Genomic DNA, 22,700 nt, shown 5'->3' with positions numbered 1-22,700 from the left:
TAGTTAGATAAATCTCAGCAACTCGAAACCTCGTCGCCCCTAAAAATGCCAGGTGAGTTTTCCATACACCCTTTGATCAATTTCAGTTGGTGGTGTTGAATATTCTGAAGAGTACTGCCACTGCCCATCACTGAAAAGGAAATAATCGTCAATGACCACAACCAGCACTCCCGGTGCTGTAACGAAGTTGGGAAGAAAAGCGACCTTGAGTTTATTTTCCACGTTCCTGTCTGTGATTGGCGTAGGCATCACACATTGCTCCCGACACGAGCACAACCAAGATGCATATCCACAAGAAGACGATCCAGCGGCATCGAAGGAAAATGTCAGAAACGCCAGGTAACTTTGCCATAGATAGATCGATCTATTTCTGTTGGGGCACCGAGATATTCCATACCGTATTCCAGGGTCGAGCTATCAAAAAGATTTTGCCCCGAGAGCATAAGCTCCAGGTTTGGTGTCGGAGTCCAGATAATATTGGCATTGAACGTGGTGTGACCGTCGATCTCCAACTCGGCAGCACCGATCAGGTCGGTACTGTCCCGTGAAATAATCTGATCTGTATAGCGAAGCCAAAGGTTCAGCTCGAGGCTTCTCGATAACGAGATCGAGCTGCGCAAGGACAGCTGGTGAGCAGGACTCAGGTTTTCAAAATACAGGTCCGTATCAAGGGCTCCAGGCAGATCGGCCTGGCTGAGATTTAGCTGAAGCCAGGAATAGCTGAGGTGGAACGCCAGCCAGTAGGCGGCCTTCCAATCCAGAGCCGCCTCAAGCCCATAGCTGCTGCCGTCCATGCCATTTCTGAATTGGGCATAATAGTTCCAGCCGCTACCCGGCTCGAAGACAGGCTGAGGGGCGAGAACGAGAACATAAAGATCATCGTAATTATTATAAAAAAACGCCAAATCACAGGAAAGCGTAGGATTGACCTGCCAGCGATAGCCAGCTTCATAGGCCACTAACTTTTCGGAATCAAAGCCACTTGTCCCCTGAAGCGATGCCCGTCCCCCTGGAAAGGTCCCCATGGTAACCCGGCCACTCTGCTCCAATACCGTCGGTGTCCGCACAGCTCGTGCAACCGAAGCCCAGAGCGAATGGTGCGGTCTGGGCTTCCACAACAACTTGCCGCTGGGCTGCCATTCGCTACCGGTATAATCGTTATGTTCATATTTGCTGCCCAAGGTCAGCCAAAGGGTATTGGGGACCAGGTTGATCTCATCCTGGATAAAGGCACTATATAGACTGTCATCTCGATCGGAAAATTCAAGCAGGTCGATAGAGGTAAAATCAATTTCCGTCTGCCGAAAGCCGGCACCCAAAACAAAATTATGCTGGTCACCAACCAATGTCTCGTACTGCAGATCCAGATCCAGGGTCTTAAACTCCTGTTCAAAAGGGGTTTTTTCCGCTTCGTAATTGCTCAGATCCAAGTAACTTTGGACGGTCAAGGCCCTCCCCTTCCCCAGCTCCTGATGCCAGCGCGCAAGTAGATTTCCCCGGGTAATGGTGGCACTGTCATACAAGGAACTGAGATAGGGAGGGTGATCAAGCCAGTAGGGAAAGACCAGATTTTCCTCTTTGTTGCGCAGCAGATCACCCTGAAGGGTCCATTCACCATGGCTGGAATTTTTTCCTTCAAAACGAAAACCTGCCTGACCGGTACGCGAGCTGTCATTGCCATCCTTACTTCCTGTGGTGATATCAGGATTAAGCAGGGTATTGCTGGGATAGGAGTCAAAGGCTATAGAGACACGGCCAAAGGTGTCTTCTCCCAACTTGGCCCCATAACGGGCGGCGCTGGTGAACATGCCTTCATTGCCCATACCAACCCGCACCAGCCCCCCCCTGGGTATCTTGGGCAGTTTTGGTGATAATATTAATAATGCCGTTGACCGCGTTTGCACCCCAAACCGTTGCCCCTGGACCTCGAATAACCTCGATACGCTCGATATCTTCAAGCATTGTGTTCTGAGAATCCCAGAATGTCCCGCTATAGCCCGGGGAATAGAGCGAACGACCATCGATACCCATTGATGCGGTTCACCTGAATACCTGGTGCCATGGCCAGGGCTTCCGGAATAGAGGTCACCCCTGAGCGGCGAATATCCTCCTGGGAGATCACATAGATAGCGGCAGGCACATCAGAGAGACTCTGCGCTTTTTTGGAGGCGGAGGTTACGGTGATGTTCATCAACTGGGCAATATCCATGTCAAAATATTCGTTCATGGTGGGCTCGGCCACCGCCCCACTGCAGGGGAAGGCGACCAATGCCAGACCAAAGAGTATTTTCCACGGTATTATTGTCCTTTGTGGGGTCATCTTGGGAGGCAACAAAGAGTTTTTCCTGAATCCGTGACGGCGGGTGGTCACTGGACAGCATATCAAATTAATGGGACAAAAATTTTTAAATTAATTCATTTGTTGTTCAGCTTCACCCGCCGTCACGGATTCAGTTTTTTGTAAAGAGCGTTATTTTTTGTTCTTGAGTGTGCAAAAAATTGTATCACAGACGTTTTCTGAATAGAAATAATAAATTATTCTGGCCATTTTTTTGCATTATTAAGCAGGAAGCATGCCGTAAAGATAGTTGATAATGTCGGTCCGGGTGACGATACCGATCACCTTTTCCCCCTGAACTACGGGCAGGTGACCGATATTTTTCTGGACCATCAGTTCGGCGGCTTCACTGGCAAGCGCTTCCGGACCGATAGTGGTAACGCTGCGACTCATAAATGCCTTCACCGGGGCGTTCCACTGCTTTTGCTGACGAAGTTTTTTCATATCCCAGAGCACAATGATGCCTTGAATCTGTTCGTTCTCTTCAACCACGATGCCTCGAATTTTTTCCTCCTCCATGATCCGCTGTATCTCAAGCATCGGTGTCGAGGGAGCGACAGTGGTCACGGGGAATGACATCATATCTCCCACCAGAGCTGCACCGCGTTGTTCTTTACTTAAGGCTGTCAGGATCTGCTGACGTAGCGCCCCCGCCGAAACCGCGTCATCACGAATGGTGGCTGAACCCGCTCCGGGATGCCCGCCACCACCGAATCGCTGTAAAATGGAATTGACATTTATCTCTGTTGTCGCACTGCGACCGATGATGAAATAATCACCGCCTTCATTGATAAAGATAACAAAGACCGCATCCGCGTTGATGATCTTTGCATACAACTGGACCACCATGGCAAGCTCTGCATGGGTATGCATCTGGACCACACCCAGCCCGACCATCTTTCCTTTAATCTCATGGAGTTCGGCATCCCGCATCAGGCGAAAAAGCACCTTTTTTTGGACTTCGCCATAGGCCATGTTCAAAAAATCAGCCGCGATAGTAAGATCCGCCCCCTGTTCCAGGAGAAAGGCTGCTGCCCGTGCATCCTCTGCGGTGGTGGAACTGAAGGTCAACTGGCCGGTATCCTCATAGAGGCCGATAAGAAAAAGCGTTGCATGCAAGGGGGTGAGTTCAATTTGCCGAGAGCGCATCTCCCTGACCAGCAAGGTTATGGTGGCCCCTATTTTTTCCACACACTGAAAATGCGGATTGATGTCACCAATGCCCATATGGTGATCCCAGAGGATCAGCTCGATATCTTCCCGCTCCCGGAGTTTGTCCAACCGTTCCAAACGTCGCCACTGGTTGGTATCCACGACGATCAGCCGTTGCACCTCTTCAAGGATGACCTCCTTGCAGAGAATGATGTCTATGGAGGTCTTGTGCAGAGAAAGAAATCGGCGCACGTTAGGATTCACATTTTTCGGGCAAACGGCGACAGTTCCGGGATAAAGCAGTGTCGCTGCTATGATGGAGGACAAGCCGTCAAAATCGGTGTTACGATGGGTGGTGGCAATGTGCATAGAAATATCACGTTAGGTAGAGATGGATGAAAAGAGGCCATGGCAAGAGGGTCAACATTTTCTACTTGTCTATGTAATACCCCAAAAAGATCGTAAACAGCCAGAGAACTTGACGTATTCAGGAATAATTCCTGTTGCAGCAGGACGGTTCCAGTGCTTTAGTGGGAGAATATCACCTGTTCCCTTGGGCGCCTGGCAGTGCACGCCAAGGGGGGAATTCAGGACTTCAACCGTGTAGAGGACTATGAAAGGGCTATACGATCTCAACGAATTCAAAGATAACTGCGGCTTTGGCCTGATTGCACATACCAAAGGTGAAACCAGCCACCGGCTGGTGCAAACCGCCATCGAATCGCTCACCTGCATGACCCATCGAGGAGGCATTGCCGCCGATGGCCGCACCGGTGATGGTTGCGGCCTGCTCCTGCAAAAACCAGATTCCTTTCTGCGCAAGGCTGCCTTTGATTGTGGGGCTGGTGAACTGGGAGAAATCTACGGCGTGGGCAGCCTCATGCTCAGCACCAAAAGCGAGCAGCAGCACAAGGCACAGAACTTCTTTCAACAAACCCTGGCCGATCAGGGGCTGAAAGTGGCCGGTTGGCGTACTGTCCCTACCAATCCCGATTGCCTGGGCCCCATTGCCCTGGATTCGCTCCCCCATTTTGCCCAGGTGTTTATCACTGCTGAGGGGATGGACCGGGAGCAACTGCGCGCCCGCCTGCTCATCGCCCGACGTCTTGTGGAAAAACAGCTGGAAGAAGATACAGAATTTTATGTGGCCAGTCTCAGCGAGGGGGTGATCGTCTACAAGGGTTTGATGATGCCTGCAGATCTCCCCGGATTTTTTCCAGACCTGGCCGATCCTGAGCTGGAGAGCGCGATCTGCGTCTTTCACCAGCGATTCTCCACCAATACCATGCCGCGCTGGCCCCTGGCCCAGCCCTTTCGCCTGTTGGCCCATAACGGTGAGATCAACACCATCACCGGCAACCGCAACTGGGCCGAGGCCCGTACCTCCAAATTTCAGACGCCGTTGCTGCCCGATATCGAGGCCATTACTCCCCTGGTCAACCGCACTGGCTCCGACTCTTCCAGCCTGGATAATATGCTGGAGGTTCTGGTTGCAGGCGGTATGGACCTGCACCGGGCCGTGCGTATGCTGATCCCGCCAGCCTGGCAGAACGCAGAACAACTGGATGCCGATCGCCGCGCATTTTACGAATTCAATTCCATGCACACGGAATCCTGGGATGGTCCGGCTGGCCTGGTCATCACCGATGGTCGTTACGCGGTCTGCGCTCTTGATCGTAACGGCCTGCGCCCCTCGCGCTGGGTCCTGACCCGGGACAACCTACTCACCGTGGCCTCTGAGATCGGAGTTTACACCTACGATCCTGGAGAGGTGGTCTCCAAGGGGCGGCTTGGACCAGGGCAAATTCTTTCGGTGGATACCGAAAGCGGAACCCTTCGTCATACCGACAAGGTTGACGATGCCCTGAAAGCGCGCCACCCGTATAAGCAATGGCTCAAGGATAACACTTTGCGCCTAGAAGGAACGCTCAGTCAGGATAAGGCCGCCCCGGAGCTGGAGGGAGAGAGCCTGTTAATGGCCATGAAGATGTATCAGGTCAGCTTCGAGGAGCGTGACCAGTTACTCCGCCCCCTGGCTGAAACCGGCCAGGAGACCATCGGCTCCATGGGTGATGATACCCCCATGGCTGTGCTCTCCCAAGGACAACGGCCACTCTATGATTACTTTCGCCAGCAGTTTGCCCAGGTAACCAATCCGCCGATCGATCCGCTACGCGAAGCGGTGGTCATGTCGCTGGAAACCACCATCGGCCCGGAGCAGCAGTCCATCTTTGAGGAGACCGAGCAACACGCCAACCGGGTCATTCTTACCTCGCCGGTCCTTTCCCCGGTTAAATACCGGGCATTGCTCCATCTGGATCGCTGGGGCTACAAGCTCTGCCGCCTCTCTCTAAGTTATGATCCAGGGACACAGAGTTTGCGTCAGGCCATTGAGCAACTCTGCACCCAGGCTGCGGAAGCGGTGCGCTCGGGCTGCGTGCTCCTGCTGCTCACCGATCAGGACTGCCAGCCACCGCACCTGCCAATCCATGCCCTTCTAGCGACCGGGGCGGTGCATCATCACCTCTGCGCGGAGGGGCTGCGTTGCAATGCCAACCTGATCGTCTCCACAGCAACGGCCAGAGATTCACACCAGATCGCCTGCTTGATCGGTTGTGGCGCCACTGCCATCTACCCTTACCTGAGCTATGCGGTTATAGCCGATCTCGGTCGCAGCCAGGAAATGGAAATAGCAGCGGATAAGGCCCTGAAAAATTACCGCAAGGGGCTCAACAAGGGGTTGCTGAAGATCCTCTCCAAAATGGGTATCTCCACCATTGCATCCTACCGGGGTGCCCAGCTTTTTGAGATCGTTGGCCTGAATCCGCACGTGGTCGATCTCTGCTTTCCGGGAACCACCAGCCGCATCAAGGGAGCGGGCTTTGCCGACCTGGAGGTTGACCAAAAGATTCTCGCGGCAGAGGCGATAAAAGCCCAGCAACCGATTCGACTGGGAGGACTGCTCAAATTCGTCTACGGGCAGGAGTACCACGCCTACAATCCGGATGTGGTCATGGGGTTGCAGGCAGCGGTCAACAGTGGAGACAAGGACAAATGGCAGCAGGTCTCCAAAGCTATTAACACCCGTCCACCAGCAACCCTGCGGGACCTTTTGGCGCTGAACCCCAAACAGGCCCCCATCCCTCTGGATCAGGTCGAACCGGCAGAGGCCATCATTCGCCGCTTTGATACGGCGGCCATGTCGCTTGGTGCCCTCTCGCCTGAGGCCCATGAGGCGCTGGCAGAGGCCATGAACAGCCTTGGCGGCCGTTCCAACAGTGGAGAGGGCGGTGAGGATCCTGCCCGTTTCGGCACCAACCGGGTCTCCAAGATCAAACAGATCGCCTCAGGCCGATTTGGCGTCACCCCGCATTATCTGGTCAATGCCGAGGTGCTGCAGATCAAGATAGCCCAGGGAGCCAAGCCCGGTGAAGGCGGCCAGTTGCCGGGGACCAAGGTCAATGAACTGATTGCCCGTCTGCGCTACAGTGTGCCCGGCGTTACCCTGATCTCACCGCCACCGCATCACGATATATACTCCATCGAGGATCTCGCCCAGCTGATTTTTGATCTCAAGCAGGTCAACCCCGAGGCCCTGATCTCGGTCAAGCTGGTCTCCCGCCCCGGTATCGGTACCATTGCCGCCGGTGTGGCCAAGGCCTATGCCGATCTCATTACGGTCTCTGGTTATGATGGCGGTACGGCGGCGAGCCCGATCTCCTCCATCCGCCATGCGGGCTCCCCTTGGGAATTGGGCCTGGCCGAGGTGCATCAGACCCTGCAGGCCAACGACCTGCGCGACAAGATCCGTTTGCAGACCGATGGCGGCCTCAAAACCGGGTTGGATGTGGTCAAGGCCGCTATTCTCGGGGCGGAGAGCTTTGGTTTTGGTACGGCGCCCATGGTCTCCCTGGGCTGCAAGTATCTGCGTATCTGTCATCTCAACAACTGCGCCACCGGTGTTGCCACCCAACGGGCTGACCTGCGTCGGGATCACTACAAGGGCACCGTGGACAAGGTGGTCAACTTTTTCACCTTTCTGGCTGAGGAAACCAGGGAATGTATGGCTGGTCTCGGCGTGCACAGCCTGGAAGAATTGGTAGGGCGGGTAGACCTGCTTGAGCCGCTTGCCGGCAATACCAACCGCCAGCAACGGCTGGATTTGAGCCCCCTGCTCCACACCGATGAACGGTTGGCCAAAAAGCCCCGCCACTGCACCATTACCCGCAACCAACCCTTTGATAAAGGCGTGCTTGCCGAACAGATGGTCAACGATATGCAATCGGCGATTCTCTCTAAGGCGGGTGGCACTTTTTCCTACCTTGTGGGAAACCGTGATCGCTCAATCGGTGCCCGCCTCAGCGGTGAGATTGCCAAAGCCTGGGGCAATCAGGGCATGGCGGACAAGCCGATCAAGCTTAAATTGACCGGTGTTGCCGGGCAGAGTTTCGGTGCCTGGAACGTGGGTGGCCTGGAAATGTATCTCAGCGGCGACGCCAATGACTATGTGGGCAAAGGTATGGCAGGTGGCAAGATCGTCATTCGCCCCCCCCACCGTTCAACCTTTGAAAGCCAGAACACCAGCATCATGGGGAATACCTGCCTCTACGGCGCAACCGGTGGCCGCCTTTATGCATCAGGACGTGCTGGCGAGCGATTTGGGGTCCGTAACTCCGGAGCTTTTGCTGTGGTGGAAGGCGTGGGCGATCACGGCTGTGAATACATGACCGGTGGTTTGGTCACCGTACTTGGTCCAACCGGCACCAACTTCGGGGCTGGTATGACCGGTGGTTTTGCCTACGTGCTTGATCTGGACAACGCATTTGTTGATAGATACAACCATGAGTTGGTGGAAATTCAGCGGGTCCATTCCGGCTACATGGAGGAGTACCGCAACCATCTCAATCAGGTCATCGAGGAATTCTGCCGCGAGACCAACAGTGACTGGGGCTGGAAAATCCTTGATGATTTCCCTGACTTCATCGGCAAATTCTGGCTGGTCAAACCCAAGGCTGCTGATCTCTCAAGTTTGCTTGAGCGGCTGCAAGAGCGAAGCGAATAATATTTGAGATAATGCTATGACACGATTAAACAATGTCTTCCAGTTCCTTGATGTCGAACGCAAACTCCCGCCAAAGATCAGCGTGATCACCCGCAAGACCGGGTTTAGCGAAATCTACGAAAAGTCTGGGGAAAGCGAAATTCAGCACCAGGCCCACCGTTGCCTTGCCTGCGGCAATCCCTACTGCGAGTGGGCGTGCCCTGTACATAATTATATCCCCAACTGGCTCAAACTCATCAGCGAGGGGAACTTGATCAAGGCGGTGGAACTCTGCCACCAGACCAATAGCCTGCCTGAGATCTGCGGTCGGGTCTGTCCCCAGGATCGCCTCTGCGAAGGTGCCTGTACCTTGGATGATGGTTTTGGTGCGGTCACCATCGGCAATGTGGAAAAATACATCACCGAGCAGGCCCTGGCCCAGGGCTGGCAGCCTGATATGAGCGGCGTCGTCTGGACCGATAAACGGGTGGCCATTGTCGGCGCCGGACCGGCGGGGCTGGGCTGTGCCGATATCCTGGTGCGAAACGGAGTTCGGCCTGTGGTCTTTGACCGTTACCCCGAGATCGGTGGTCTGCTCACCTTTGGTATTCCTGAGTTCAAACTGGAAAAATCCGTGCTCAAAAGACGACGAGAAATCTTCACCCGAATGGGTATTGAATTTCGTTTGGGTGTCGAAATCGGCAGGGATCTCAATTTTGAACACCTCTTGCACGACTTTGATGCCGTCTTTCTGGGCATGGGCACCTATGGGTTTATGAAGGGTGGTTTTCCCGGAGAGGATCTGGACGGGGTTTACGACGCCCTCCCCTTTCTGATTGGCAACACCTGCCGCTATCATAGCTACGACGATATGGCTCCCTTTATCGATGCCGCTGACAAACGGGTGGTTGTGCTCGGCGGGGGCGATACCGCCATGGACTGCTGCCGCACCGCCATTCGCCAGGGAGCGGCTTCGGTGACCTGTGCCTACCGCCGTGACGAGGCCAATATGCCCGGTTCCAAGCGAGAGGTGGCCAATGCCCGTGAAGAAGGCGTCCAGTTTCTCTTTAATCAGCAGCCCATTGGTATTCTGGGGGAACATGAGGTGGAAGGTGTCGAACTGGCGACCACCGAACTGGGAGAGCCCGATGCCAGTGGTCGCAGACGCCCCGTGGTGGTCAATGGATCACAGGTGACCGTCACCGCTGATATTGTGCTGATTGCCTTTGGCTTTCGCCCCAATCCACCGCAATGGCTGGTGAAAAGCGGTATTGACGTGAATGAGCGTCAGCGGATTGTTGCCAGAGAAGAGAGTGAATTTTCGCTGCAGACGAGCCATCCAAAAGTTTTTGCGGGTGGAGACATGGTGCGGGGATCAGATTTAGTGGTAACCGCTATCTGGCAAGGGAGGGAGGCCGCGCAAGGCATACTCGCCTACCTGGAACGAAACTGACTCGCCTCTGCTCTCCAACAAAGCGAGATACGCTCCAACACAGTAGGGTGTCTTGAATAATTAGATCTTTCAATCAAGATCAGGTAAGCGTAGACTCCGAGGCATGTGAAAAATTTTACCGCAGGCATAATACTTGATATCGGAGTCTTCGCTTACCTCCGAGGATAAAATTTTGAGCATAACGAGGTAAGCGTCAGACTCCGGGAGATTGGCAGAAAAAGTAATTATTCAAGATTCCCAGTAATCTTAACGGATACACACATATGTCACGAAAACCGACCTACGCCGAGCTGGAACAGCGCATTGAAACCCTGGAAAAAGAACGACTCTCGTGGATACGTGCCGAAGAGGCCCTGATTCAAAGCGAAGAACGATACCGGATGATCTTTAACCATTCGCCGCTGGGCATTGTTCATTTTGATCAAGACGGCGTCATCCTGGACTGCAATGATCCCTTTCTCAAAATTATGGGCGCTTCTCGAGAAAAGGTCCTCGGCTTCAACATGGTGAGTTCAACGCTCGACCCGGCAATGCGCGCTGCAGTACAAGCAGCCCTCTGGGGAGAATTAGGCCTCTATGAAGGGGAATACCTTTCTGTCACAGGCAAAAAAAGCACACAGTTGCGAGCCATTTATAACAGTCTCACATCCGAGGAGGGGAAGTTTCTCGGGGCGGTGGCCCTCTTTGAAGATATCTCGGAAACCAAACGGGCAGAAGAGGCGCTCAAAGAGAGCGAACAACGTTACCGGACACTGGTCGAAACCATGAATGAAGGACTGTTGATCCGTAATGAGCGGGATGCCATTACCTACGTCAACGAAAAACTCTGCCAGATGTGGGGCTATTCCCGAGAGGAAATTATTGGTCATCCCTCCACAGATTTTCTCGACATCCCCAACCAACATATTCTTCGGGAGCAACGCATCAAAAGGCGTCAGGGGTTCCATGAGCCCTATGAAATTACCTGGACCACGAAGGATGGCAGCAAGGTCCCGACGATCATGTCCCCCAAAGCCGTCTTTGATGAGCAGGGGAACTTCAAAGGCAGTTTCGGTATTTTGACCGACATCACCAGCCGCAAACAGGTCGAAGATACGTTGGCCCGCCAAACCAAGGAGTTGGAACGATCCAACGCGGAACTCCAGCAATTTGCCTATGTGGCCTCTCACGATATGCAGGAGCCGCTGCGTATGATTGCAAGCTATGTCCAGCTTCTTGCCCGCAGGTATAAGGGGAAACTGGATCAAGATGCAGACGAGTTCATCGGGTACGCGGTCGATGGTGCCAAACGGATGCAGACCATGATCAATGATCTGCTGGCCTACTCACGTGTCGGCCGCCTCGGCGGAGAATTTGAACTAACAGATTGTGACAAGGTGCTTGACTGGGCCATTCAAAATCTGAGCGGAGTCATTGAAGAGAGCCAGGCCACCATCACCCGCTCTCCCCTGCCCACCTTGGTCGCCAGCCCCAGTCTTTTGGGGTTGCTTTTCCAAAATCTCATCGGTAATGCCCTCAAATTTCAAGGTTCCTCTCCCCCTGATATTGCTCTCTCCGCTGAAAGAAAGGGAGATACCTGGCTCTTTACGGTCCGTGACAACGGCATTGGTTTTGACGAGCAATATACCGACCGCATCTTCATTATTTTCCAACGTCTTCATGGGAAAGGTTCCTATCCAGGAACCGGAATAGGGCTTGCCATTTGTAAAAAAATAGTTGAATACCATGGAGGACAAATTTGGGCGCAGGCAGAACCGGATAAAGGCGCCACATTCTCTTTCTCTATTCCCCTTTCGCAGCAAGGACCCCAACAATGTTCTCCATGCAACAAGGTAAACCCGTAGAAATCCTCCTGGTCGAAGATAATCCCGGTGATGTGCGTTTGACCATCGAAGGTCTGAAAGAAGGAAAGGTCAAAAATAACCTCCATGTGGTGGAGGATGGGGTAGAGGCCCTGTCCTTTCTTCACAAAGAAGGCAAGTATGCAGATGCAGTCCGACCTGATCTCATTTTACTTGATCTGAATCTGCCCAAAAAAGATGGTCGGGAAGTGCTCACGGTAATAAAATCTGACAACGACCTGTGCCATATTCCAGTTGTCGTGCTGACAACCTCGAAGGCGGAGCAGGACATCCTCAAAGCCTATAGTCTGCATGCAAACTGCTACATCACCAAACCAGTTGACCTGGACCAATTCATCTCTGTGGTGGAATCGATTGAAGACTTCTGGTTTACAATTGTAAAACTTCCCCGAGACGCAGAAAAATGAATTCCAAGGCCATCAGGGTCCTTTTGATTGAGGATAACCCCGGTGATGCTCGACTCATACAAGAACTCTTCTCCGAATGTGCTCCTGGAGCATTCGAATTACACTGGGCCGAGTCCCTTACCAAGGGATCCGCTATCCTCGACGAGGAAAAAATCGATACCATTCTCCTCGACCTCTCCCTCCCAGAAAGCCAGGGTTTTGAAACCTTTGCCACGATTCACCAACAGAGCCCCCGCGTTCCTATCATCATCTTGACAGGATTTGATGATGAATCATTTGCCATTAACGCGGTCCAGCAAGGGGCACAGGACTACCTGGTCAAAGGATTGGTGGGGAGCCATCTTTTGGCGCGGGCAATACTGTATGCCATTGAGCGAAAGCGGACCGAGGAAGTCCTGCTCAAGATTCAAAACGAATTGGAACGCAGGGTGCGGAAACGGACCGAGGAGCTCGAAAAGGCCAACCAAGAGCTCCGTAGCGAAATCGCCGAAAGGCGCAAGGCAGAAAAGGCCCTGCAGAAAAGCGCCGATAAGATGAAACGCTTCGCCTATTCGGTCTCTCACGATTTAAAAAGCCCTACAATCGGCTTGCACGGCCTGACAAAACTGCTGTTTAAGCGCTATGCCTCTGTACTGGGAACAAAAGGAAAGACCTACTGTGAACAGATCCAGCGATCTGCCGAGCAGCTGCTTGCCCTGGTCGATAAAATCAACCTCTATATATCCACCAAGGAATCACCGCTGGCAATCGAGGAGATCAAACTCCACCGGCTTTTTCAGATTATCAAAGATGAATTCTCCACCCGTTTCAGTATCCGCTCTATCCAGTGGATAGTCCCGGATAGCTGCCCGGTCATCAAGGCCGATCGTCTCTCCCTCCTCCGGGTATTGCGTAATCTGGTGGACAATGCCCTGAAATATGGCGGTGACGAATTGAGTACAATAGCTGTAGATTATGAGGAAACACCGCAGCACCATATTATCTCCATCAGAGACAACGGCGTTGGGATTGAGATCCAGGACCGAAAAGAAATCTTCAACGTCTTCCAACGCAAGTGTGCCGTGGAAGAGATAGAAGGATCCGGCCTGGGCTTGGCCATTGTCAGAGAGATCTGCGAACAGCATGGGGGGGAAGTATGGATGCAGCCAGCTCTTGATCAAGGGGCTGTTTTTTATGTCTCGCTGGCTAAACTCTGAGGAAGAAAGGCATCGGTTTTACGATCATTTGTACCTGAATCCGTGACAACACAGACACAGCCCCTTCTCCCAAATGCCGGAGAAGGGGCTGTGTTGTTTTAAGCACGTTTGATAAACGAGCATTGCTTATCCGCGCAAGACGTTGGCAACCTCGCGGGCAATGGCGAGTTCTTCGTTCGTCGGAATAACGAAGACCTTGATTGCGCTGTCCGGGGTGGAGATGCAGCGCGGCTCTTTGGAACGTTTGCCATTTTCCTCGAGGTTGAGGCGCACACCAAAGGCCCCGAGCCCCTTGAGGGACTCGGCGCGGACAATGTCGTCGTTCTCGCCGATACCGGCAGTGAAGACGATGGCATCAACCTGACCAAGGACTGCCATATAGGAGCCGATGTACTTACGGTTGCGGTAGGTGGCAACATCCAGGGCCATTTTAGCCTTGGCGTCACCTTCTTCGATGGCCTGGTGAATATCGCGCATGTCGTTCATGCCACAGAGACCTTTAAGACCGGACTCTTTGTTGAGCATGGTGTCGATGGCTTCCAGGTCCATTCCTTTATTCTGTTTCAGGAACAGGTGGATAGCAGGGTCAAGATCACCGCAACGGGTCCCCATGACCAGCCCCTCCAGCGGGGTCATCCCCAGAGAGGTATCGATACTCTGGCCTTTCTCAATGGCAGTGACAGAGCAACCGTTTCCAAGGTGCACGGTGATAAGGTTGGTTTCATGGAGGGCTTTGCCCAGCAGACGGGCGCACTCACCGGCAACAAAGCGGTGTGAAGTACCGTGGAATCCATAACGGCGCACCCGATCCTGCTCATAGAGCTCGTAGGGCAGCGCATACATGTACGCCTCTTCCGGCATGGTCTGGTGAAAAGCGGTGTCAAAGACAGCTACCTGGAAGACAGTGGGGAAGAGCTCCATGGCTACCTTGATCCCATCCAGGTTCGCGGGATTATGCAGCGGGGCAAGGGGTACGTTCCGCTGAATGGCTTCTATTACTTTGGGGGTCAGGCGGGTGGATTCACGGAAATCCTCTCCGCCATGGACCACGCGGTGGCCGATGGCCGCTATCTCGGAGGCATCTTTGATAATCCCCTGCTCCTTGTCTGTGAGCAGGTTCACCACCAGCATCATACCGGTGTAATGATCGGCGATGGGCTGCTCAATCACAACCTCACGCGCAGTGGCACTGCCCGGCAAAAAGGTATTTTTCAGACGGCCGGTATCCTCACCGATTCGCTCGACCAGACCAGTGGCGAGCACGGTTTCGGTTTTCATCTCGATCACCTGAAACTTGATCGAGGAACTTCCTGAGTTAATGACAAAAAATTTCATTTCTTACCTTCTCCTGGTAACCAAGAGCATTAAAAAAGTGGGCAAAACAACGTTTTTTTCTCTTTCAAAACAACGCTGGGTCGCCGTATTTTATACCTGACTCCGTGAGCATTCATCGGTGCGTCAGGTTCGTTGTTTGGGAAAATCCGCTGTCACGGAATCAGGCAATTGTTTGGGCCTGTATCGCTGTCAGAGCCACCGTATCTACAATATCCGCGACCGTACAGCCACGGGAGAGATCGTTGACCGGTTTGTTCAGCCCCTGGAGAACCGGCCCCATGGCCACAGCATTGGCTGCACGCTGCACCGCCTTGTAGGTGTTGTTACCGGTATTGAGATCCGGGAAGACAAAGACGGTTGCCTGTCCGGCCACATCGGAGTTGGGCATTTTTAATTGAGCGACCGAGGGATCAAAGGCCGCGTCATACTGCAACGGACCTTCCAACGGGAAGTTGAGCCCACGCTCCGCCATCAGCTCTTTGGCAATGGCTGTGGCCTGGACCACCTTATCGACATCCTGTCCGGATCCGGAGCCACCGGTGGAATAACTCAGCAGCGCCACCTTGGGATTAATCCCGAAGATCTGCGCGGTTTCAGCAGAACTCAGGGCAATCTCAGCCAGTTGACGCGCATCCGGGTTGGGGACAACCGCGCAGTCGCCAAAGGCGAGAATCTTCGACTGAAGGCACATGATAAAGATTGAGGAGACAACGGAGACGCCGGGTTTGGTTTTAATGAACTCAAAGGCCGGACGAATGGTCTGCGCGGTAGTGGTGATCGAACCGGAGACCATACCGCCTGCCAGCCCCTTATGGACCATCATCGTACCAAAATAGGTTGGGTCACACATACGGTCGCGGGCCACATCCATGACAATACCCTTATGCTTGCGCAGGTCAAAGTAGGTCTGGACGAAGTCATCGTAGCACTCGGCTGAACAGGGCTCAAGGATCTCTACCCCTTCAATATTCAGGTTGAGGGCATTGGCCTTGGTACGAATTTCCTCTTCCTTGCCAAGCAGGGTGATATCGGCAATACCGCGACGCAGGACAATATCCGTCGCGCTCAAAATACGCTCTCCGGTCCCCTCGGGCAGAACGATACGCTGGCGATTGGCCGCGGCGGTTTCCACCAGGGAGTATTCAAACATGCGCGGGGTAATTTTGGTGGATCGCTGGGAAACCACCCGTTTGGAGAGATCGGCCACATTAACGTATTTGGCAAACCAACCAAGGGCAGTGGCGATCCGCTTGGTATCGGTGGGTTCGATGCGACCGTAAAGCTCATTCACACTCTGCACCGTATCGTAGGTGTGCGACTCAACAAAGAGCACCGGGACTGGAATACCGGTCCAGCCCTGAATCAATCGCTGCACACTTGAGCTCACCTCGATACCACCGGTAACAAGAATACCGGAGATGTTGGGGTAGGCAGAGGAAATACGGCTGGCAAGACTGGAGATAATAATATCGGAGCGATCACCAGGGGTAATAATCAGGCTGCCTTCTTTGAGGTACTCCAGGAAGTTGCTGATCTGCATGGCTGCAACCAGGTAATTGTTGACCAGGTTAAGCATGCTTGGTTTGCCGTAGAGGACCTCGGCGCCCAGCCACCGTTTCACATCATCGATGGTGGGGTTGCCCAGAGCCTTGTTCTCCGGAATGACATAAAGCGGAAAATTCCGCCCAAACTGTTCGCGGCACTTGGCATTGGAGGCGGTATCGCGGAGAAAGGTCTCCGGTGCGCGGTTGATGATACAGCCGGCAAGATCAAGCCCCTGCTCTTCAAGGGTGTCAATGGTAATCGCGGTGTGCGAGCAGATCTCCTCGGTGGTTTTGTCGCGACCGGAGGCAATGATCAGGACTGGTGCCCCGAGGTTGGCGGCAATATTGGCGTTGAGATCAAACTCAAAGCCCGGATCCTTCCCACGAAAATCAGTTCCTTCACAGAGAACAAAGTCATACTTGGCTTCGAGCTGTTTATATTTTTTAAGGATATTTTCGTAGAGGATCTCCTCCTGGCCGGAGGTGATGAGCTGACGGGCCTGGCTCAGGGTGTAGGCATGGGTCTCTTCATACTCGATATCGAGCTTGAAATACTTCAAGACCAGATTGAGGTCGTGATCGACCCGGCCAAACACATGATCATTGATAATTGGGCGAAAAATCGCAACCCGGCTGATCTCCTTGATAATCATCTGCATGACTCCAAGGATAATTGCCGATTTACCGCTTCGCTCTTCCGCTGCGGTTACATACAAGTTATTTGCCATGAAATGGGACCTCCTGACCCGAGAAAATGGGCAGGGTAATGAGGGAAATACAAAATGGCCCCGTCGAAGCGACGATTGTCCCCGAGCGGAGGCCGGTGTTTGATTAGGTTTTAGTTTATAGTTCTTCTAGGTTTCATTCAACCTGAATCCATGAGGGTGGATGAAAGCTGAACGACGAATCCTTTTACATAAACAAGGATTTGTTTAAAAAATGACTTCAGACTGCTGTCCCCGGCCGCGGCCCGCGACAAGCCACGACCGGAAACAAAACAATCATCAGTCTACAGGGTGTTTTGAATAATTAGATTTTTCAATCAAGGCCAAGGATTGCGCAAAATTTTACCGCAGGCATATGTTTGATATTCCGAGGATAAAATTTTAAGCATGACGCCGGGATTGGCAGAAAAAGCAATTATTCAAGACTCCCTACAATTTGCTTGGCAATCAGCTCGACAGTATGGCGAACGTCAACACCAGCGCCATCCTGATCCATACCACCGCGAATCTGCATGACACAACCAGGACAATCCATGGCCACGACCGGCGCCTCTGTATCCTTGATGTTTTTCAGTTTCCGCTGGAGGATGGGGGCCGAGATTTCCGGCAGTTTTACCGTATACGAACCACCCATACCACAACAGATGTCACACTCAAACATTTCAGTGACCTCGTAGCCAGCCTTCGTGAGCAACTCACGTGGCGGTTGATCCGCTTTGAGGGTCCGTTTGAGATGGCAGGAGTCATGGTAGGTGATCTTACCAAGCTGCTCACCTTCTTTCAGGGTCAAACGGCCTTCATCGACCAGCTTTTTCACCAAGGTGGAGAAGTCCATGGTTTTTGCCGCCAGCTCACGTGCTTTGGGTAAATACTTTTTGCGCCCAAGAGACTCAAAAGTAGCGATGAACTCGTGATCCAGGGCAACAGTACAGGTCGGGCAGGCAGAAACCACGTAGTCCGCCTCCTCAGCCAAGAGTGCATCGATATTATCGACAGCATTGCCAGCAGCCGTCTCATAGGCACCATTGTACCGTGCCGGTGCTCCGCAACAGGTTTGACCTTCGGGAAAAAGGACCTCGACTCCGCCCTTATTCAGAATTTTCACCAGTGCCTCACCCATCTCAGGATAGGCAAAGTCAATCAGACAGCCCGCATAAAAGACCGCTTTCTCCTGAAGTCCTTTGGGTTGCTCAATCGTGGGGAAAATATCACGAAAAGGCTTGGCTGCGATTGCAGGCAGGCTACGTCCATCAGTTAAATCTGCCAAAAACATGGGCAGGTGGCGGATGAACTTGGTGCCCTTGGTAAAGGGCTTCCCGGCAACAGATGCTGCACGTAGCATGCCATGAAAGACGCGACGGTTATTGACCACGGTAAAAATCGACTTCTGAACCATGGACATGCCCTTGTCTTTCACCAGGCGACGACGAATCTCCATGATCAGACCAGGGATATCGATCTTGCCTGGGCAGACATCTTTGCAAGCTCCACACTGAATGCAGAGGCCCTGAATATCTTCAGAGCTTTTAAGCTCATCATGCCAGGCAGTGAGGATCGTTCCGATGCCACCGGTGTAGACCTTGCCAAAAACGTGCCCACCGACCAGACGAAAGATGGGGCAGACATTGAGACAGGAGGCGCAGCGTATACACTGGAGCGCTTCTTTAAAGAGCGGATCGGCTGCCATGTCGGAGCGGTGGTTATCCATGAGGATGACGTGCAGCTCTTTCATGCCGCCATCGTCGGTGGGGGTCGGCCCGGAAACGATGGTCACATAGGAGGTCAGTAACTGGGCGGTGGCGGAACGGGGCAGCGCTTTCAAAATCGGAGCGATTGAACTGAACTTCTCAACCAGTTTTTCCACACCAACAACGGCAATGTGAATTTTGGGCAATGTGGTTACCATGCGGGCATTTCCCTCGTTGGTAACCAAGGCTACTGAACCAGTCTCGGCAACGGCGATGTTACCGCCGGAGATCCCCATATCCGCACGCAGGAACTTAGGCCGCATCTCATTGCGCGCTACCTTGACCAGACGGGGAATATCAGAGCTGAGGCGCTCATCCACTTCCTTGGAAAAGATATCACTAACCTCTTCCTTGGTCATGTGGATGGCAGGCATAACCATATGGGAAGGGGTCTGACCGGCGAGCTGGATAATCCACTCACCAAGGTCGGTCTCGTTGACCTCGATCCCGGCCTTTTCCAGGTAGGGATTGAGATGAATCTCCTCAGTGGCCATGGATTTTGATTTAACAATGGATTTCACACCATTTTCCCGGGCCACTTTCAGTATATACTCACGTACCTTTTCAGGATCATTGGCACGAAAGACCTTGGTCCCTTTGGCCTCGGCGTTTTTCTGGAACAGATCACAGAGTTCATCGATGTGGGAGGCGGCGTCACCTTTCAGGTCGGCGATGGTTGTGCGCAGGGCTTCGAAATCGATTCCCTCATAGGCTTTTGCGCGGTTGACCTTATAGGCTTCTGAAAATTTGCCGAGCGCCCCAGTGAGGTTGGCGTTATGCAGGGCGCGATCAATGGATTGTTTAAATTCCTTCTGCATTAGTTGATCCCTCCCAGCTCATCGATGAACACAATAACAAGACGTTCCGGACCATGGACTCCTATGGTCAGAACCCGCTCAATATCCGCTGTCCGGCTGGGGCCGGTGATCATTGCGATATAGTTGGCGGTTTGCGGGTCAGCCTCGGCCAACACGCTGGGCATATCGGCTCGCAGGCCCGATGTGGCAATGAGTGCCACATGAATGGTGGGCAGAGTGGAGACAAGGCGTTTATCAATGGCGGTTGCATCCTGCACCAGGGTTCCGGTATCGGCCATGGCCCAGTCAACCTGGGAGATACCGACCAGCGCCTTCGCAGCGCGATCACGGCTGAGATCAAAACTCAGCCCTTCAACACCTTCCAGCACAGCACGGTCTACACTGGACAAAAAAGGACAATCTGCCATAACGCCATACTGCCCTTCCTGCTCGGCCACGCCTTCCTTGGCCATGAAATCGACCAGAAAGCCAAGCGCCTCTTCAGCACTTCCAAAACGATGAACCTCGGCACTCACCCCTTCGGCCTTGGTTTTGAACTCCTCAAACATCGGCACCCTCCTTCAAACCGAATCATATTCGGTGAAGTCTCGACCAGCTATTGGGCAGGTCTCCAGAGCCCTGCGTACAGCATTGGTCATTTTTTCTCAAATTGTAAAACCAAATTTTAAAATACCATATTTCAAACTATCACCCTTTGTCAACATGGTTTTTTGAAATCAATTCTAAAAAAAAGTTGACAAGTTTTCCCTCGTAAGATAACTGGTATTACCAATTAGCGGACAACAGGAAGACATACCCTTCCAGCCCCCGTTACCCTCTCCGAAAGGGGATCAGTGAAAAAATTCAGGTATGGACTGCCTTGGATACGGGATTTTTTAATCAAGATTACGGCATGAGAGAAATTTTACTTCCGGCACATGAGGAACAACATAGGCCGAGAATAAAATTTAAAGCATGACGTCAAGATTGGCTGGAAAAGCACAGATTCAAGGCTTCTCTATAGGGAAGTACCCGGTAGTACTTTGGACCCCGGTCATTTTCTTTACCGCTTGGGAAAGGTGAAAGGAGATGGCTCGTCGGCGGTGGCCCCCACGCCCTGCCAACATGAACGCGCTGAAAGGCGTAAACGTTTTAAAGGAGTTCTGAAATGTCGCTTCAACTGCTAGCCCTTGTCGCCCTGCTGCCGATTGCATTGGCGCTCGTACTCATGGTCGGCCTTCGTTGGCCCGCCACCAAAGCCATGCCTCTGGCCTGGCTGGCCACTGCCCTGGCGGGTGTCTACGTCTGGAAAATGAACGTTGGTTTTGTACTCGCCTCCACCCTTGCGGGTTTTGGCGGGGCCGTAAACGTGCTCATCATTGTTTTTGGGGCAATCCTCATTCTCTACACCCTGCGCGACAGCGGCGGCATGGAGACCATCAACCATGGCTTTCACGGCATCAGCCGCGACCGCCGTATTCAGGTTATCATTATCGCCACCGTCTTTTCCGCCTTCCTTGAAGGCGCTGCCGGTTTTGGCACCCCCGCAGCCATTGCAGCACCGTTGCTTTTAAGTCTCGGTTTCCCGGCACTGGCCGCAGCCATGGTCTGCCTTGTCCTGAACTCCTTTCCTGTAACCTTTGGCGCAGTTGGCACCCCGGTATGGTTTGGCCTGAAAAACCTCAAACCGCAGATTGATGCGGCCATCGCCGCTGGTCAGGCTGGCGACATTACCTCTTTTGGCATGTTCTTGAAGGTCATCGCCCAGTGGTCCACCCTGCTGCACCTGCCGATGATTTACCTCCTGCCGCTGTTTGTCAACATGATGCTCACCCGCTTCTTCGGTGAAAAAAAATCCTGGACCGAGGGGTTGGGAGCATGGAAATTCTCTCTGTTCGCCTCCACCTGTTTTGCCGTCCCCTATGCCGCAACCGCCTTCTTCATCGGTGAAGAGTTCCCGAGCCTCATCGGCGGCCTGGTCGCAACCGCTCTGGTTGTCGCCGCTGCAAAAAAAGGTTTCCTCCTGCCGAAAAAAGAGTGGAACTTTGGTCCGCAGTCCACCTGGGAAAAAGAATGGACCGGCGAGATTGCCACCTCTGAGAACTGCGAGTTCAAAGCGCACATGAGCCAGTTCAGAGCCTGGCTGCCTTATATCCTTATCGGCGCCATCCTGGTTGTAACCCGCATCAAAGCTCTCCCCCTCAACGCCTGGTTGAAATCCATCAGCTTCACCATCCCGCATATCATGGGATACGAGTCGGTTAATTTCGCCATGAAACCGCTCTACCTTCCGGGCACCATCCCCTTCATGCTGGTGGCCATCCTCACCATCGGCATCCACAAGATGTCTGGCGAGAAAGTCGCCGCAGCCTGGACCGACTCCATCAAACGTATGAAAAACCCGGCCATTGCCCTGTTCTTCGCCGTTGCTCTGGTTGAGATTTTCAAACAGTCTGCCAAAAACACCATCGGCATTCCCTCCATGCCGCTGTCCATGGCGCAGACTGCTGCGGCCCTGACCGGAAACACCTGGCCCATGTTTGCCTCCTTTGTTGGCGCCCTTGGTTCCTTCATCACCGGCTCCAACACCGTATCTGACCTGCTCTTTGCAGAATTCCAGTATGCAACCGCATCCCAGCTGGGCATCTCCCATCAGATCGTCGTTGCCCTGCAGGCTGTTGGTGGCGCCATGGGGAACATGGTTTGTATCCACAACATCGTTGCCGCCTCTGCAACCGTCGGCCTTGCCGGTATGGAAGGTATGCTCATCCGCAGAAATGCGCTGCCGCTCCTGGTTTACGGCCTGGTCGCTGGCGGGCTCGGCTCCCTGTTTGTCTACGTCCTCTACCCGGGACTGTTCTAAAAGTTACCTTTCGGGCGCACTCCAGTTGCCTTCTTGCTGTTAGAGTGCGTCCATTTTCTCCGCCCCATCTTCTTACCTCCAGTCTCTTTTCTTCTGAGATCGGCCGCCAATTCCCCCTGGTCGACCGATACGCCCCCCGAAGAAAGGGACGCGCGCAACTCCGGACGGCAGTGGTCATGCCGTCCGGGGTTTCTTCTGTCTTCATGACGCGCTCGTAGTGCCCCTGATCATGCCCCTCA

General features: G+C 53.2%; 15 protein-coding genes. 6 read left to right on the top strand and 9 right to left on the bottom strand.

Going from position 1 to position 22,700, the window contains the following annotated elements; genetic code table 11:
* Positions 1-39: 39 nt before the first annotated feature.
* The 5 genes from JWJ90_RS01800 to JWJ90_RS01780 form a co-directional block, all read right to left on the bottom strand.
* The gene (locus JWJ90_RS01800; RefSeq protein ID WP_205225460.1) at positions 40-252 is read right to left on the bottom strand and encodes a hypothetical protein; all 213 of its coding nucleotides are present in this window, start codon (positions 250-252) and stop codon (positions 40-42) included.
* Positions 253-326: 74 nt separating this feature from the next.
* A complete protein-coding gene (locus JWJ90_RS01795; protein WP_205225459.1) occupies positions 327-1,835 on the bottom strand; it encodes a TonB-dependent receptor domain-containing protein in 1,509 nt (502 codons plus the stop codon).
* On the bottom strand, positions 1,813-2,031 hold the full coding sequence (locus JWJ90_RS23485; protein WP_205225458.1) for a TonB-dependent receptor plug domain-containing protein: 219 nt from the start codon (positions 2,029-2,031) through the stop codon (positions 1,813-1,815). Before JWJ90_RS23485 ends, JWJ90_RS01795 begins: the two co-directional genes overlap by 23 nt.
* The gene (locus tag JWJ90_RS23480) at positions 1,991-2,335 is read right to left on the bottom strand and encodes a TonB-dependent receptor plug domain-containing protein (protein WP_205225457.1); all 345 of its coding nucleotides are present in this window, start codon (positions 2,333-2,335) and stop codon (positions 1,991-1,993) included. The genes JWJ90_RS23485 and JWJ90_RS23480 overlap by 41 nt, the downstream gene beginning before the upstream one ends.
* A gap of 225 nt (positions 2,336-2,560) precedes the next feature.
* Complete coding sequence (locus JWJ90_RS01780; protein ID WP_205225456.1) at positions 2,561-3,859, bottom strand: CBS domain-containing protein; 1,299 nt, start codon at positions 3,857-3,859, stop codon at positions 2,561-2,563.
* 244 nt (positions 3,860-4,103) lie between these two features.
* Here JWJ90_RS01780 and gltB point away from each other — a divergent pair, with 244 nt between their 5' ends.
* The 5 genes from gltB (at position 4,104) to JWJ90_RS01755 (ending at position 13,449) form a co-directional block, all read left to right on the top strand.
* Positions 4,104-8,552 (top strand): glutamate synthase large subunit, encoded by a 4,449-nt coding sequence (gene gltB / locus JWJ90_RS01775; RefSeq protein WP_205225455.1) that lies wholly within the window; start codon positions 4,104-4,106, stop codon positions 8,550-8,552.
* 16 nt (positions 8,553-8,568) lie between these two features.
* A complete protein-coding gene (locus tag JWJ90_RS01770) occupies positions 8,569-9,984 on the top strand; it encodes an FAD-dependent oxidoreductase (protein ID WP_205225454.1) in 1,416 nt (471 codons plus the stop codon).
* Positions 9,985-10,247: 263 nt separating this feature from the next.
* A complete protein-coding gene (locus JWJ90_RS01765) occupies positions 10,248-11,828 on the top strand; it encodes a sensor histidine kinase (protein WP_205225453.1) in 1,581 nt (526 codons plus the stop codon).
* Positions 11,798-12,253, top strand: a complete 456-nt coding sequence (locus tag JWJ90_RS01760; RefSeq protein WP_420828894.1) for a response regulator — start codon at positions 11,798-11,800, stop codon at positions 12,251-12,253. Before JWJ90_RS01765 ends, JWJ90_RS01760 begins: the two co-directional genes overlap by 31 nt.
* Positions 12,250-13,449, top strand: a complete 1,200-nt coding sequence (locus JWJ90_RS01755; RefSeq protein WP_205225451.1) for a hybrid sensor histidine kinase/response regulator — start codon at positions 12,250-12,252, stop codon at positions 13,447-13,449. Before JWJ90_RS01760 ends, JWJ90_RS01755 begins: the two co-directional genes overlap by 4 nt.
* A 126-nt stretch (positions 13,450-13,575) precedes the next feature.
* On the opposite strand, the gene JWJ90_RS01750 is transcribed toward JWJ90_RS01755, so the two are convergent.
* From JWJ90_RS01750 to JWJ90_RS01735, 4 genes are all read right to left on the bottom strand, one after another.
* Complete coding sequence (locus JWJ90_RS01750) at positions 13,576-14,784, bottom strand: acetate kinase (RefSeq protein ID WP_205225450.1); 1,209 nt, start codon at positions 14,782-14,784, stop codon at positions 13,576-13,578.
* A 160-nt stretch (positions 14,785-14,944) separates the two neighbouring features.
* Positions 14,945-17,056, bottom strand: a complete 2,112-nt coding sequence (pta, locus tag JWJ90_RS01745; protein WP_205225449.1) for a phosphate acetyltransferase — start codon at positions 17,054-17,056, stop codon at positions 14,945-14,947.
* 412 nt (positions 17,057-17,468) lie between these two features.
* A complete protein-coding gene (gene ldhH / locus JWJ90_RS01740; RefSeq protein WP_205225448.1) occupies positions 17,469-19,619 on the bottom strand; it encodes an L-lactate dehydrogenase (quinone) large subunit LdhH in 2,151 nt (716 codons plus the stop codon).
* Positions 19,619-20,167 (bottom strand): lactate utilization protein, encoded by a 549-nt coding sequence (locus tag JWJ90_RS01735; protein ID WP_205225447.1) that lies wholly within the window; start codon positions 20,165-20,167, stop codon positions 19,619-19,621. Before JWJ90_RS01735 ends, ldhH begins: the two co-directional genes overlap by 1 nt.
* 599 nt (positions 20,168-20,766) lie before the next feature.
* Between JWJ90_RS01735 and JWJ90_RS01730 the strand changes: the two genes are divergently transcribed.
* The gene (locus JWJ90_RS01730) at positions 20,767-22,461 is read left to right on the top strand and encodes an L-lactate permease (RefSeq protein WP_205225446.1); all 1,695 of its coding nucleotides are present in this window, start codon (positions 20,767-20,769) and stop codon (positions 22,459-22,461) included.
* The last annotated feature ends 239 nt before the right edge of the window (positions 22,462-22,700 follow it).

The sequence above is a fragment of the Desulfobulbus rhabdoformis genome (genome assembly GCF_016919065.1).
Taxonomy (GTDB): domain Bacteria; phylum Desulfobacterota; class Desulfobulbia; order Desulfobulbales; family Desulfobulbaceae; genus Desulfobulbus; species Desulfobulbus rhabdoformis.
Note: the sequence above shows the minus strand (reverse complement) of the source record. Positions and strands in the feature narration are given on the sequence as shown.